Here is a 14,385-nt window from a genome sequence, read left to right as displayed (position 1 = left end):
CTTATCCTTGAGTAATCGCATTTTTTATCCAGTTAATGTGTTTGCCATTTTGTTCTATTGCCATCACATCAAATCGATATTCTGTTGAGTGAGCTGAGAGCCCTTGTTTCTGTAGCCATACATTGGCTGTATTGACCAGTTTACGCATTTTCTGCGTGGTAACCATCTCAGCCGCATGGCCATATTGTGCTTGTTTTCGGTATTTAACTTCCACGAACACAATGCTTGATTGGTCACGCATTATAAGATCAATTTCACCGCATTTGGCTGAGAAATTTTCTTCAATCAGTGTTAATCCATGACGAGTCAAGTATTGGCTCGCCATGGACTCATAGTGGGAACCTATTTTACGGCGGCTAAATAGCCCCATGTTCGGCCCAACTAATTTGACGTTGTACGACACAATTATCATCGATTGTCAGTATACCTGTTTCCCCTTGAATGCTATGGCCCTCAACGGCTTTCATTTGAGGGAGAGATTCCATCAAATAGTAAGCATCCATGCCTAAAGCTTGTAAACGCTTCTCGGCATTTGAGTTATTTGGCCATAGGTTTTGCAACTGAGATTTTAGGCTGGTGTTATCTTCAATTAGTAAAGGAATGTCGCTGTAAACCACACCAGTTAGGTCTTCATACTGCTTGTCGCCGCTGTTGCTACGTGAATTAGAAAATAATTCTGGTTGTTTCGCATCAGGGTTTACGGCTACTTCAATAAACGGCTTAATAAGCGTGAGCTCAGAGTTTTTCGCAACGATATAGACTGAATCGATATCACGGCGGCTGCGTGGTTCTGTTTCTAAATCGATTTTTAACAAGCCGTCCATTTGAGCGATGCGCTGTTGGCTCTCTTGTAAACCAAAGACCTGATTAACGTTTCTTTGTAGCTGGCGCTTATCTGAGAAAAAGCTCGTTGCGACTTTATTATTGCTGTACTTGATCCACTCTTCTTCAAAAGCTTCTTTAACTCGATCACCTAAGCGCCCTTTTGGCGCTAAGATAAGTGGATATTTGTAACCTTTAGAGAACAAGTGTTTAGCAGCCTGTGCGACTTCTTGCTCCGGGGATAGCGTCAGGTAACACATGCTGCTATCTACGCTAACTTGATTAGGAATGTTCAGGGCTAACGCAGGGATTGGTTTGTCGCTGTTCATTTGAGCTTGCTGTAGTCGCTCAATGTTACTCTTTATTAGAGGACCAACGATGAAATCGACTTTATCTTCAATGATTTTAGCTTTAATTTCTTCTGCGCTTTGAGTATTGGTGTCCATGACCGTCAAAGTTGCATTTTGCTCTCGCTCTTTATCGTTCATCATTGCGAAAATGAAACCGTCACGAACCAATTGAGCTTGCTTTGAAAACTTACCTGTCAGCGGCAATAAAAGTGCGGTACTAGTTGGCTTGCTGATGTCTAGGTTTAAGATGTCAGTGATCGCAAGCGGAGTATAGATAGACGCTGGGTGAGTTGGATTTTCAGCAAACCAATGTTCTAGAGTGTTTTTAAGCTGGGGCAGGTTGTTACCCATAGTTTTCATATAAATAGCTAATTGCAGCCAGCCATCCAGTATTTCTTCATTTTGGCTTGTGACCAACGAAGTGATCTCATATTGCGAGTAAGTGTACAGGTTTTGCCAAATACGCTCCGCTAAGCGTTCGTCGTCTAAGCCATCACTATAGTCTGTAAGTAGAACTAACTCTCTGCTCGCGGCAAAGTAATCGCTTAATACTTCTAACATATCCGCGCGCAGGCTGTGGTAGTCCTTCCACTGTTCTTGTGGTAATTGCCACCATGGTTGGAAGTTCAGTTGTGTGTACGCTTCTTTTGCTTGGTGGTTATTGAAAAGGAGCTGTGAGCGTGACAATTGCCATTCAGCTTGCTGAACTTCAGACAGTGATTGTTTCGCTAAACGCTTAACGAGTAGTGATGCTTGGTCTGTACTGCCAGACTGCACGGCGGATTTTAACGCCATGATCAACCAATCATTTTGTAAGCTACCTTGGCTGCTATCGGCACGCATCATGTAGCTTTGAGTCGTTTGAGTTGGATCGAGAGTGATATCCACGCTAACAGGGGCTTCAGGCTTAGAAGAACAAGCCGCCAATGTAATTGCTAATGCAATTGGAGTTAATAAGCGTGGTACACTGAGTCTCTTATGGTTCATCATTGCCATGAGTCTTTATAATTCCGTATAAATTTGTATCTATATTAATCGTTGAAGTGATGGTAAACAAATGACAGACAACAAAACCTTGCTCACAGAGAGCCCAACTCTCTATATTGTGCCAACCCCAATCGGAAATTTGGGAGATATCACTCAAAGAGCCATCGAGGTCTTATCAAATGTTGATGTTATTGCTGCAGAAGATACGCGCCATACAGGCAAACTTCTCGCACACTTCAATATTTCAACTAGAACGTTTGCTTTACATGATCACAATGAGCAAACCAAAGCGCAAGTGCTTGTCGAAAGATTATTAGAAGGCCAGTCTATCGCATTAGTCTCTGATGCGGGAACACCTTTAATCAGTGACCCAGGTTATCACTTAGTTTCCCAGTGTCGTCAAGCCGGCGTAAGAGTTGTGCCATTACCTGGTGCGTGCGCCGTAATTACAGCTCTCAGTGCATCGGGGTTACCTTCTGATCGTTTTAGCTTTGAAGGTTTCTTGCCACCAAAGAGCAAAGGCCGAAAAGATAAATTTTTGGAAATTGCGAAAGCTGAACGAACCTGTATTTTTTATGAATCACCTCATCGTATTACAGACTCATTGCAAGATATGCTAGAAATCTTGGGGCCTGAGCGTGAAGTGGTCTTGGCTCGCGAGTTAACGAAAACCTTCGAAACCATTCAAGGGCTGCCATTAGGTAAGCTGATTGAGTGGATTGAAGAAGACGCGAACCGCAAGCGTGGTGAAATGGTGCTGTTAGTTCATGGGCACCGTGAAGAAGCGTCAACAGAGCTACCGGATGAAGCCACTCGCACGTTAAGTATTCTGACGAAAGAGTTGCCGTTGAAGAAAGCAGCGGCGATGGCGGCGGAGATCTATAACCTGAAGAAAAATGCCTTATATAAATGGGGCTTAGAAAATCTAGAGTAAGCCTAAATATACTGAGTTGGAGTTTATTTAATTGCGCTTGGCTTAGTTAATAACCAGTTAATGAGAGTTGACTAGACACCCTATAGGTTTATCTATACAATCCGCCCTCGGAGTTGAACGGGTAATCGCTGCTTCATTGATGTCCTTAGGGAGACTGATGGAGGGGAGGAACGTCCGGGCTCCATAGAGCAGGGTGCCAGATAACGTCTGGGGGGCGCGAGCCCACGACAAGTGCAGCAGAGAGAAAACCGCCGATGGCTTCATTTCTTCGGAAGAAGCACAGGTAAGGGTGAAAGGGTGCGGTAAGAGCGCACCGTGCGGCTGGCAACAGTCCGTAGCAAGGTAAACTCCACCCGGAGCAAGATCAAATAGGCCCTCACATAGCATTGCTCGTGTTTGGGGGCGGGTAGATTGCTTGAGCCTGTGAGCGATTGCAGGCCTAGACGAATGGTTACCGCCGCGCAAGCGGAACAGAACCCGGCGTATGTGTCAACTCCACCCATTTAAAGAACCCATCATTACTAACCAGTAGTGATGGGTTTTTTGCTTTATATTGACGTTAATAATCTTAGATCCACTAAACTTGGTGCAAAATCACGAGAAGTTGTACGCAAAGAGTGGAGATAAAGTACGAAATCAGTACACTAAAACGTTATCGAAATAAAACCATTGCCGTTCAAATGGCTTAATTCACTCACCGAGAAGACTATGACAGAAGCATTCAAACATATTTCAGTATTGCTTAACGAATCCATTGATGGACTTGCGATCAAACCTGATGGCACCTACATCGATGGCACATTTGGGCGTGGTGGACATAGTCGTACAATTTTGTCTAAGTTGGGTGAAAATGGTCGCTTATTCAGTATTGACCGTGATCCACAGGCTATCGCCGAAGCACAAAAGATTGATGATCCACGTTTCACTATTATTCATGGTCCGTTTTCAGGAATGGCTGAATACGCGGAACGTTACGATCTTGTAGGCCAAGTTGATGGTGTATTGCTTGATCTTGGTGTGTCTTCCCCGCAGCTAGACGATGCTGAGCGCGGCTTTAGTTTCATGAAAGATGGCCCATTGGACATGCGCATGGATCCGACTTCTGGTATGCCAGTTTCACAGTGGTTAGCGGAAGCTGATTTGGATGATATCACTTGGGTGATTCGTGAGTTTGGTGAAGACAAACACGCGCGTCGTATTGCGAAAGGCATCGTTGCTTACCGTGAAAACGAAGAGAACGAGCCTCTTACACGTACAGGTCAGTTGGCTAAGCTGATTTCTGATGTAGCACCAAAGAGTTTCAAAGAGAAAAAACACCCTGCAACTCGAGCGTTCCAAGCGTTTCGTATCTACATTAACAGCGAGCTAGAAGAGATCGATACTGCACTCAAGGGGGCGGCAAGTATTCTTGCTCCAGAAGGTCGCCTATCAGTGATCAGCTTCCACTCTTTGGAAGATCGTATGGTGAAACGTTTTATTCGTAAAGAAAGCCAAGGCCCACAAGTGCCTCACGGTATTCCTCTTACCGAAGAACAAATAAAGGCGTTAGGCAGTGCCGATCTTAAGCCTGTAGGAAAAGCAATTAAACCTTCCAAAAATGAAGTCGATGACAACACTCGCTCGCGTAGCTCTGTACTACGTATTGCTGAGAAGCTTTAAGTTGCCTTTATGAGTAGTAAACCTAACCTCGCCAAGATTATTGTACTTGACCTGTTTTCAGTGGGCAGAGTCCCACTGATGCTGCTCATTTGCATTTTTGCGAGTGCAATGGGGGTTGTGTTAACTACTCATATGTCACGACAAGCCATTACCGAAAAGGACCTAGCGCTAGTTGCCCGTGAGCAATTGGATGATGAATGGCGAAACTTAATGTTGGAAGAAACTGCCTTAGCAGAGCATAGCCGAGTGCAAGCCTTAGCTAAGAAAGAACTAGAGATGAAGCGTCCTGATTCAGATAAAGAAGTAGTGATTTCATTGAAATGATAGGCAAAAAGGATAAGGTGCAGGTGAAATCCCGCGGCACCGAAGAAAAGGATACCGGCCCAGTACTTATACGCTGGCGTTTTCATGTCATTTTACTGTTTGTCTTTTTGGCGTTTGCAGCGTTAGTAGGGCGGGTTGCCTATATCCAGATCGTTGAACCGGATAATTTGATTCGCCAAGGTGATTTGCGTTCTGTTCGTGTGAAAGCGCTCCCGTCCGCTCGAGGCATTATCTCTGATCGTAATGGTGAACCGCTAGCGGTCAGTGTCCCAGTCGAGGCCGTATGGGCCGACCCTAAAACTATTTTCGATAACGATGGGCTGAACGATAAAGATCGTTGGTATGCACTGGCCGATGTATTAGGGCTTGAACGCCAAGGGCTGATCTCTAAAATTTCTGCGAACAAATCCCGTCGTTTTATTTACCTTCAGCGTCAAGTTAGCCCGGCAATGGCAAAGTACATTCGTGAACTAAAGCTTGCTGGTGTAGGGCTTAAAGCAGAATCTCGTCGTTATTACCCTGCAGGTGAAGTTAGTGCCCACTTAATCGGTGTGACAGGTATCGATGGTCATGGCTTGGAAGGTGTTGAACGCAGTTACGATAAATGGCTGACCGGTGAAGCAGGTAAACGCACCATACGTAAAGATCGCTATGGACGTGTGGTCGAAAATATTTCATTAGAAGAGCGTGAGCAAGGTAAGCCATTAGAGCTAACCATAGACCAGCGCCTTCAAGCGATCGCTTACCGAGCGATCAAACAAGCCGTTGCCGATCATCGAGCTACCTCAGGCTCTGCGGTACTCCTCGATGTGAAAACCGGTGCGGTGTTGGCGATGGTTAATGCGCCTTCTTACAATCCAAATAACCGTTCCGACCTACAAAGCTTTAAAATGCGTAACCGCGTGTTAACCGATGCGATGGAACCAGGCTCCACAGTAAAACCATTTGTGGTTTTGGCGGCTTTAGAAAATGGTTCTGCTGATCCAAGTACTGTGATCGATACGGGCAATGGCATCATGCAAATCGGTGGCAGCCGTGTACGTGATACATCGAAAGTTGGCAAAGCTGATCTCGCTACCATCTTGAAAAAATCCAGTAACATTGGTGTCGCTAAGCTCGCGCTAGACATGCCATTAGAAGCGTTACTCGGAATGTACAGTTCGGTTGGACTGGGTGAAATGTCTGGTCTAAACCTGGTGGGGGAAACGTCAGGTATTTTCCCGAATCGTCGCCGTTGGTCTAAGTTTGAAATCGCGACCTTATCTTTTGGTTACGCTATCTCGGTCACTCCAATTCAATTAGCTCACGCCTATGCGACATTAGCTAACGCAGGTCGATATGAGCCGATCCATATTATTGAAAGCAATCAGCAAGAATTTTCCAAGCAAATAATCTCTCCAGAAAATGCCCAAATGGTGTTGGAAATGCTTGAAGGCGTGACACAGAAAGGCGGTACCGCGACAAGAGCAGCGGTACCCGGCTATCGAGTTGCAGCGAAAACCGGTACATCACGTAAAGCGGCAGCTGGTGGATATAGTGATGAATATATCGCGATTACCTCTGGTGTGGCGCCAGTGAGTGACCCGCGAGTGTCGTTAGTGGTTATTGTGAATGAACCTCAGGGTGACCAATATTACGGTGGCTCAGTGGCAGCTCCGGTATTCTCTGAAATTATGAAAGGTGCGCTTCAAATTTTGAATGTCGCGCCTGATGAAAATCAGTTTCAAAATTAATGCTTATTAGGAATGTATATGAGCAATAGTATTTCTCTATCTACGCTGCTTTCGCCTTGGGGGAAATTCCAGCAACCCACTTTCGAAGACATGCAAGTGACTCATTTAGAGCTGGATAGCAGAAAGGTTGGCCATGGTGATGTGTTTGTTGCCGTTATCGGTCATGCCATTGATGGGCGAGAGTTTATTTCGACGGCAATCGCTCAAGGTGCGTCTGCGGTCGTGGCACAATCGTGCGCGATTAAGCCTGCAGGGAGCGTGGATTTCATTGAACAAATCCCTGTGGTGTATATCGAAAATCTAAACTCAGAGTTGTCGCAACTCGCAGGGCAGCTTTATTCATTTGGTGACATGAAGTTGATTGGTGTAACGGGCACCAATGGCAAAACAACGATTACTCAGCTAATTACCCAATGGCTTGACCTTGTGAAATGTCGCTCTGCGGTAATGGGTACAACGGGAAATGGGTTTCTTGATGATTTGAAACCAGCGGCCAATACGACTGGCAGTGCCATTGAAATTCAACGTACGTTGAGCGAGTTGTCTGGAGAGTCTGCTCATTATGCGGCAATGGAAATTTCATCGCATGGCTTAGTGCAAGGGCGTGTGAAAAGTTTGAATTTTGATGTAGGTGTCTTCACTAATTTGAGCCGTGACCATTTGGATTATCACGGCACGATGGAAGAATATGCCCTCGCAAAATTGAGCCTTTTTACTCAGCATGGTTGCAAAGAGGCGATTATAAATGTTGATGATGAAGTGGGTGAGCAATGGATGTCTCAACTGCCTCATGCGATTGCTGTCTCTTTGAAAGGCAAGCCTGTATTTGAGCGTAGTTTGTGGGCCTGTGACGTGGCTTATGCTGAAACCGGCATTACTATCCAATTTGATGGAAGCTGGGGAGAAGGCACAATACAAGCGCCGTTAATCGGTGAGTTTAACGCCTCTAACTTGATGTTGGCATTTGCTACTTTGTTGAGCCAAGGCTTCTCGGTGCAACAGTTAATTGACAGCGCACCATTACTACAGCCCGTGATTGGGCGCATGGAGCTATTTCAAACTCCAGATAAAGCGAAGCTAGTCGTTGATTATGCGCACACTCCTGATGCTTTAGAAAAAGCCCTTTCAGCGTTACGTGTGCATTGCGCTGGTCAGCTGTGGGTTATCTTTGGCTGTGGTGGTGACCGAGACAAAGGTAAGCGTCCGATGATGGCGGCGATTGCTGAACAATTTGCGGATAAGATCATCTTGTCTGATGACAATCCACGAAGTGAAGACGCAAGTTTGATTGTGCAAGATATGTTGGTTGGCCTGTCAAAACCAGATGAGGCTTTCGTTGAACATGACCGCTATCAAGCCGCGAAGTTCGCGTTAGAAAACGCTTCTAACAGCGATATTATTTTATTGGCAGGCAAAGGCCATGAAGACTACCAAGTGTTGCAAGAAGGAACGGTTCACTATTCGGATAGAGAATCGGCTTGCCAGTTATTAGGTATTGCCAATGATTGATTTTACGTTACAGCAAATTTGTCATGTGCTTGATGGGAAGTTAGTAGGTAAAGATGTGTTAATTCACTCTGTGTCTACTGATACCAGAACGGTTGAGCCTGGAGCACTATTTATTGCTTTGGTTGGCGAGAGGTTTGACGCACATGATTTTTGTCAACAAGCAGCTGAGTCTGGCGCAAGTGCATTATTGGTTGAACGTGAATTGGATTTAGATGTTGCTCAAATCGTTGTTGAGGACACTAAAGTTGCGTTAGGTAAAGTCGGTGCGTGGGTCCACGAACAGTGTGCCATTCCAACCATGGCTATTACTGGCAGTTGTGGAAAAACCACGGTTAAGGAGATGGTTGCCAGTATTTTGCAGCATAAAGGAGAGGTTCTCTTTACTGCTGGCAACTTTAATAATGACATTGGTGCACCCTTAACATTACTGCGCAGTACGCCTCAGCATGACTTTGCCGTCATTGAGCTAGGAGCTAATCACATTGACGAAATTGCCTACACTACCAACCTAGTTAAACCGAAAGTCGCGCTGGTTAACAATGTTGCAGCGGCGCATTTAGAAGGCTTTGGTTCAATCGATGGTGTGAAACAAGCCAAAGGTGAGATCTTTCAGGGGCTGAGTGCGGGCGATACGGCAATTATCAACGTAGACAGTAATGGCGGTGAGATGTGGCAGTCGATACTCGCTGATAAGAGTGTACTGACTTTTTCAGACCGTGACACGAGCGCCGACTTTTTTGCTACGGATATTGAGATCAACGCAGTTGGTGAAGCCCAGTTTGAATTGCATAGCCCTAAGGGAAGTATCATTGTTCAGCTTGGCATTATTGGTAAACATAATGTTGCTAATGCGTTGGCTGCAGCAGCGCTGGCTCTGCAATTTGGTGCAACGTTACAAGATGTGCAATTCGGCTTAGCGAATTTGATGAAAGTGAAAGGGAGAGTGGAAGCTCTGCAGCTCTCTGATTCAATTAAGCTTATCGATGACAGTTATAATGCCAGTGTGCCAGCTATGAAAGCGGCAGCCGACTTACTCGCGGGTTTTAGTGGGCAACGCTGGTTTATTGTGGGCAATATGGCCGAATTGGGTGATGAAAGCCTTGCACTTCATCGCCAAGTCGGTGAACATGCTGCCCCATTTAAATTTGAGCACGTCCTTACTTATGGTGAGGATAGCAAGGTGATCAGTGAAGTGTGTCACGGTACTCACTTTACTTCTCATCAAGCAATGATAGAACACATAGAGCAGACGTTGTCTCTGCATAAGAACGCTACCCACACCTTGTTGGTTAAAGGGGCAAATAGTGCAGGCATGAGTAAAATTGCGGCTGCTTTAAAGGAGAACCTTTCATGATTATTTGGCTTGCTGAGTTATTACAGCCATACTTTTCTTTCTTTCGACTTTTCGAATACCTGTCATTTCGAGCGATCGTTAGTATCTTAACTGCGCTTTGTTTATCGTTGTGGATGGGGCCAAAGTTGATTGCACGTTTGCAAATGCTGCAAATCGGTCAGGTTGTCCGTAATGATGGGCCTGAGTCCCACTTTAGCAAGCGTGGTACGCCGACCATGGGCGGGGTAATGATTCTTGCCTCGATTGTGATTACGGTTTTGCTATGGGCTGATCTGTCTAACCCTTACGTATGGGCGGTTTTGGCTGTGCTGACAGGCTATGGTGCAGTTGGTTTTGTGGATGACTACCGTAAAGTTGTTCGTAAAAATACAGACGGTTTGATTGCTCGCTGGAAGTACTTTTGGCAATCAGCGATTGCATTGGTAGTGGCATTCGCTCTGTATGCTCACGGTAAAGATACTGCCGCAACTCAGTTAGTTGTTCCTTTCTTTAAAGATATCATGCCCCAATTAGGTTTGCTGTATATCGTACTGACGTATTTTGTTATTGTTGGTACCAGTAACGCGGTTAACTTAACAGATGGACTTGATGGCCTAGCGATCATGCCAACGGTGTTAGTCGCAGCTGGTTTTGCTGTTATTGCATGGGCGACGGGTAACGTCAATTTTGCCGCTTATCTGCATATTCCTTATATCCCTTACACGTCAGAACTGGTTGTTGTGTGTACTGCGATGGTTGGTGCTGGTCTAGGCTTCTTATGGTTTAACACGTACCCTGCGCAAGTATTTATGGGCGATGTTGGTTCATTAGCTTTAGGTGGTGCTCTGGGTACGATCGCGGTATTGGTGCGTCAAGAACTAGTATTGGTGATTATGGGCGGGGTTTTTGTGATGGAAACCTTGTCGGTTATCTTGCAAGTCGGTTCGTATAAGTTGCGTGGCCAGCGTATCTTCCGTATGGCACCGATTCATCACCACTATGAGCTCAAAGGTTGGCCTGAACCACGTGTTATCGTACGTTTTTGGATCATTTCGATCGTATTAGTACTGATTGGTTTAGCCACACTTAAAGTTCGTTAATCTCCCTCACTGAAGAGCAGTTAAGCAAAAATGGAACATTGGCAAAACATTCAGAGTGTTGTGGTTGTAGGGCTCGGTATTACCGGGCTCTCTGTCGTTAAGCATATAACTAAGTATCACCCTCAATGTAGTGTGAAAGTGATTGATACTAGGGTTCAGCCTCCAGGCAAAGATGAACTGCCAGTTGGGGTTTGCCTACATTCCGGAAGTTGGAATGTTCAGTGGTTGTTAGAATCTGATTTAGTGGTCGCCAACCCAGGAATTGCGTTAGCGACTCCCGAAATCCAACAGGCTATTGCTCACGGTGTTCCTGTTATTGGAGATATTGAGTTATTCGCATGGGCGGTGAAAAAGCCTGTGGTGGCGATTACTGGCTCCAATGGGAAAAGCACGGTAACGGACTTAACCGGTGTGATGGCTAAGGCTGCAGGGTTTAGTGTCGGAGTTGGTGGCAATATTGGTGTGCCTGCGCTTGATTTATTAGAGCAAGAGTGTGACTTGTACGTACTCGAGCTTTCCAGTTTTCAACTTGAAACAACCTCAAACCTCAAGTTAGCGGCAGCGGCGTTTTTAAATTTGTCTGAAGACCATATGGATCGCTACCACGGCATGGATGATTATCGTGCTGCTAAACTTCGTATTTTTGACAATACTGAGTTGGCTATCGTGAACCGTGAAGATACAGCCAGTTATCCTAACTCTGATATTGCATTGCAAACATTCGGCCTTGATGCGTCTGAGTTTGGTGTGATGGAACATGAAGGCCAAGAATGGCTGTGCGATCATGGTACTCCGGTCCTAGCAACGAGTGAGCTAACGTTAGTTGGTCGACACAATGTCGCGAATGCACTCGTTGCAATTGCTTTACTTAAGCAAGTTAACATCGATTACACGCTAAGCTTAAATGCACTGAAATCTTACAATGGCTTGACGCATCGCTGCCAAGTAGTGGCAGATAATCAAGGTGTTAAGTGGGTGAATGACTCAAAGGCGACTAATGTTGCAAGCACACTCGCAGCGCTTTCTGGCTTAGACTGCCAAGGAACCTTGTATTTATTGGTGGGTGGTACGGGTAAAGGCGCTGACTTTAGTGAGCTTAGCCCTGTGCTCGAACATTTACCGGTTAAGTTGTGCTGTTTCGGCGCAGATGCTAAAGAGTTCATGCCTTTGCACTCTTCCGCACAGAGGTTTGAAACCATTGAAGAGATCATTAAACACGTATCACCTAACCTTAATGCTGGTGATATGGTGATGCTTTCGCCGGCTTGTGCTAGTTTTGATCAATTTAGTAATTTTATGGCGAGAGGTGATGCGTTCACCGCTCTTGCACATCAATACGCATAGAGCTTTAGAAAGGCTAAGAGTTTGCAGAGAGTTAGGCAGATAAATCAAAACCTTATAGGCTGGTTCAGCCGTTCCGCACCAGACGCATTATTTGATCGTCAATTGGTGTGGATTGCGTTGGGGTTGATGCTGACTGGGCTGGTCATGGTTACATCTGCTTCTTTCCCTATTAGCTCTCGTTTAACAGACCAACCATTCCACTTTATGTTCAGACACGCGATGTTCTTAGTCCTTGCTCTGGGCGTGTCAGGTGTAATTCTGCAAATCCCGATGAAGCGTTGGTTGCAATACAGTTCTTACTTATTGGCAGTGTCGTTTGTATTGCTGATCATTGTATTGGCTGTCGGTAAATCTGTTAATGGTGCATCTCGCTGGATTCCCTTAGGGCTGTTTAACTTGCAGCCTGCTGAAGTCGCTAAGCTTTCATTGTTTATTTTTATGTCTGGCTATTTAGTCAGGAAGCAAAAAGAAGTGCGTGCGACTTTCTTCGGTGGCTTTATGAAACCGATTATGGTGTTTAGCGCATTAGCAGTTTTGCTTCTGGGACAACCCGACTTAGGTACCGTAGTCGTGATGTTGGTGACTTTGTTTGGCATGCTATTTATAGCTGGAGCTAAATTGTCGCAGTTTATCGCGCTAATGGTAGCTGGTATTGCAGCGGTAGTCGGATTGATCGCAATAGAACCTTACCGGGTTCGCAGGGTGACGTCATTTTGGGAACCGTGGAATGATCCTTTTGGTAGTGGCTATCAGTTAACCCAGTCTTTGATGGCGTTTGGCCGTGGTGATTGGTTTGGCCAAGGGTTAGGTAACTCGATTCAAAAATTAGAATATTTACCGGAAGCCCATACGGATTTTGTATTCGCTGTATTGGCAGAAGAGCTGGGCTTTATTGGTGTAACGCTCGTGTTGATGCTGATCTTTAGTTTGGTGCTAAAAGCGGTTTTTATTGGCAAGCGAGCGTTTGATAAAGACCAACAGTTTGGTGGCTATTTGGCGTTTGGTATTGGGATATGGTTTGCTTTCCAAACCTTGGTCAATGTAGGGGCTGCTGCTGGCTTGGTGCCAACCAAAGGGTTAACTTTGCCACTTATTAGTTACGGTGGTTCGAGCTTAATTGTGATGGCAACAGCCGTATCCATATTATTAAGAATTGATCATGAATGTCGCCTTGTCGAGACTGACCATTCGGAAGATTTAGAACAGATTAGTGCACGAGAATCCAATGACAAAAAATAAAAAACTCCTCGTTATGGCTGGTGGTACCGGTGGTCACGTATTTCCAGGGTTGGCGGTTGCCAAAAAGCTGCAACAACAAGGTTGGGAGATCCGTTGGCTGGGTACGGCAGATCGTATGGAAGCTGAACTGGTTCCCAAGCACGGAATTGAAATAGATTTTATTAAAGTAAAAGGCCTACGAGGCCAGGGTTTTAGTAAGTTAATTAAAGCGCCATTTCAGATAGTGAATGCAATCATGCAAGCTCGCCAACATATCAAAGCTTGGCAGCCGGATGTGGTGTTGGGTATGGGGGGCTATGTGAGTGGTCCTGGTGGAATTGCAGCATGGCTGTCTGGTATTCCTGTTGTTTTGCACGAGCAAAATGCGGTAGCGGGTTTAACTAACCAGTGGTTATCTAAAATAGCGAAGAAAGTATTCCAAGCTTTTCCTGGTGCTTTCCCTAATGCCGAAGTGGTGGGGAACCCTGTTCGTGAAGGTGTCGTTTCTTTAGCAGAGCCTAACGAACGAATGCAAGAGCGCACTGGTGACATTCGGATCCTGGTTATGGGTGGCAGCCAAGGTGCAAAGATACTTAACGATACGATGCCGCAAGTATTAAGTCAGCTGGGAAGCAACTTTGAAGTGCTCCATCAAGCGGGCAAAAATAATGCAGATATCGTTACTAAGGCTTATCAAACCGCAGGTGTGAATAAAGCGCAAGTTAGTGAATTTATTGATGATGTCGCACAAGCTTATGAGTGGGCTGATTTGTTAGTCTGTCGTTCTGGTGCATTGACGGTGTCGGAAGTGTCAGCGGCAGGTGTTGGTGCTATTTTTGTTCCCTTTATGCATAAAGACAGACAGCAAGCGCTGAACGCTGATCACTTGGTTGAATGTGGTGCGGCATTGATGCTAGAACAACCAGTGTTAACCGTTGAAAAGCTTTCAGAAATGATTTCACGCTTGGACAGAAAAGAATTACGAATGATGGCTACGAATGCCCGTCAGGCTGCTAAGCTTGATGCTGATGTGACCGTCGCTAAGGCGATTGAAGCCCTAGTAAAATAACGA

12 protein-coding genes and 1 other RNA gene are annotated in these 14,385 nt (G+C 45.4%); 11 read left to right on the top strand and 2 right to left on the bottom strand.

From position 1 onward, the window contains the following. Position 1 precedes the first annotated feature (1 nt). On the bottom strand, positions 2–370 hold the full coding sequence (locus ELZ11_RS15670) for a YraN family protein (protein WP_137358362.1): 369 nt from the start codon (positions 368–370) through the stop codon (positions 2–4). After that, a complete protein-coding gene (locus tag ELZ11_RS15665; RefSeq protein WP_137358361.1) occupies positions 357–2,168 on the bottom strand; it encodes a penicillin-binding protein activator in 1,812 nt (603 codons plus the stop codon). Before ELZ11_RS15665 ends, ELZ11_RS15670 begins: the two co-directional genes overlap by 14 nt. A gap of 61 nt (positions 2,169–2,229) precedes the next feature. Here ELZ11_RS15665 and rsmI point away from each other — a divergent pair, with 61 nt between their 5' ends. The 11 genes from rsmI to murG all read left to right on the top strand — a co-directional run bounded on the left by rsmI (position 2,230) and on the right by murG (position 14,382). Continuing rightward, the gene (rsmI, locus tag ELZ11_RS15660; RefSeq protein ID WP_137358360.1) at positions 2,230–3,093 is read left to right on the top strand and encodes a 16S rRNA (cytidine(1402)-2'-O)-methyltransferase; all 864 of its coding nucleotides are present in this window, start codon (positions 2,230–2,232) and stop codon (positions 3,091–3,093) included. A 109-nt stretch (positions 3,094–3,202) separates the two neighbouring features. Then, an RNA gene (rnpB, locus tag ELZ11_RS15655) (RNase P RNA component class A) lies at positions 3,203–3,594 on the top strand. 207 nt (positions 3,595–3,801) lie between these two features. Beyond that, positions 3,802–4,752: a 16S rRNA (cytosine(1402)-N(4))-methyltransferase RsmH gene (rsmH, locus tag ELZ11_RS15650; protein ID WP_137358359.1), complete on the top strand. Its 951-nt coding sequence runs from the start codon at positions 3,802–3,804 to the stop codon at positions 4,750–4,752. Positions 4,753–4,761: 9 nt separating this feature from the next. Beyond that, positions 4,762–5,076: a cell division protein FtsL gene (gene ftsL / locus ELZ11_RS15645; protein ID WP_137358358.1), complete on the top strand. Its 315-nt coding sequence runs from the start codon at positions 4,762–4,764 to the stop codon at positions 5,074–5,076. Continuing rightward, positions 5,073–6,809, top strand: coding sequence for a penicillin-binding transpeptidase domain-containing protein (locus tag ELZ11_RS15640; RefSeq protein ID WP_137358357.1), 1,737 nt, complete (start codon positions 5,073–5,075; stop codon positions 6,807–6,809). The genes ftsL and ELZ11_RS15640 overlap by 4 nt, the downstream gene beginning before the upstream one ends. 18 nt (positions 6,810–6,827) lie before the next feature. Then, positions 6,828–8,318 carry a UDP-N-acetylmuramoyl-L-alanyl-D-glutamate--2,6-diaminopimelate ligase gene (gene murE, locus ELZ11_RS15635; RefSeq protein ID WP_137358356.1) on the top strand — a complete coding sequence of 497 codons (1,491 nt, stop codon included), beginning with the start codon at positions 6,828–6,830 and terminating at the stop codon, positions 8,316–8,318. Beyond that, on the top strand, positions 8,311–9,672 hold the full coding sequence (gene murF, locus ELZ11_RS15630) for a UDP-N-acetylmuramoyl-tripeptide--D-alanyl-D-alanine ligase (protein ID WP_137358355.1): 1,362 nt from the start codon (positions 8,311–8,313) through the stop codon (positions 9,670–9,672). Before murE ends, murF begins: the two co-directional genes overlap by 8 nt. Next, complete coding sequence (gene mraY / locus ELZ11_RS15625; protein ID WP_137358354.1) at positions 9,669–10,751, top strand: phospho-N-acetylmuramoyl-pentapeptide-transferase; 1,083 nt, start codon at positions 9,669–9,671, stop codon at positions 10,749–10,751. Before murF ends, mraY begins: the two co-directional genes overlap by 4 nt. A 30-nt stretch (positions 10,752–10,781) precedes the next feature. Next, entirely contained in the window at positions 10,782–12,095 is a 1,314-nt protein-coding gene (gene murD, locus ELZ11_RS15620; protein WP_137358353.1) for a UDP-N-acetylmuramoyl-L-alanine--D-glutamate ligase, read from the top strand. A gap of 21 nt (positions 12,096–12,116) precedes the next feature. Further along, positions 12,117–13,334: a cell division protein FtsW gene (ftsW, locus tag ELZ11_RS15615; protein ID WP_137358352.1), complete on the top strand. Its 1,218-nt coding sequence runs from the start codon at positions 12,117–12,119 to the stop codon at positions 13,332–13,334. Further along, on the top strand, positions 13,321–14,382 hold the full coding sequence (gene murG, locus ELZ11_RS15610; protein WP_137358351.1) for an undecaprenyldiphospho-muramoylpentapeptide beta-N-acetylglucosaminyltransferase: 1,062 nt from the start codon (positions 13,321–13,323) through the stop codon (positions 14,380–14,382). The genes ftsW and murG overlap by 14 nt, the downstream gene beginning before the upstream one ends. Positions 14,383–14,385 lie beyond the last annotated feature (3 nt).

Origin of the sequence: Vibrio profundi (genome assembly GCF_005281835.1) — a bacterium.
Lineage (GTDB): Bacteria > Pseudomonadota > Gammaproteobacteria > Enterobacterales > Vibrionaceae > Vibrio > Vibrio profundi.
This window is presented reverse-complemented; position numbering and strand designations above follow the sequence as displayed.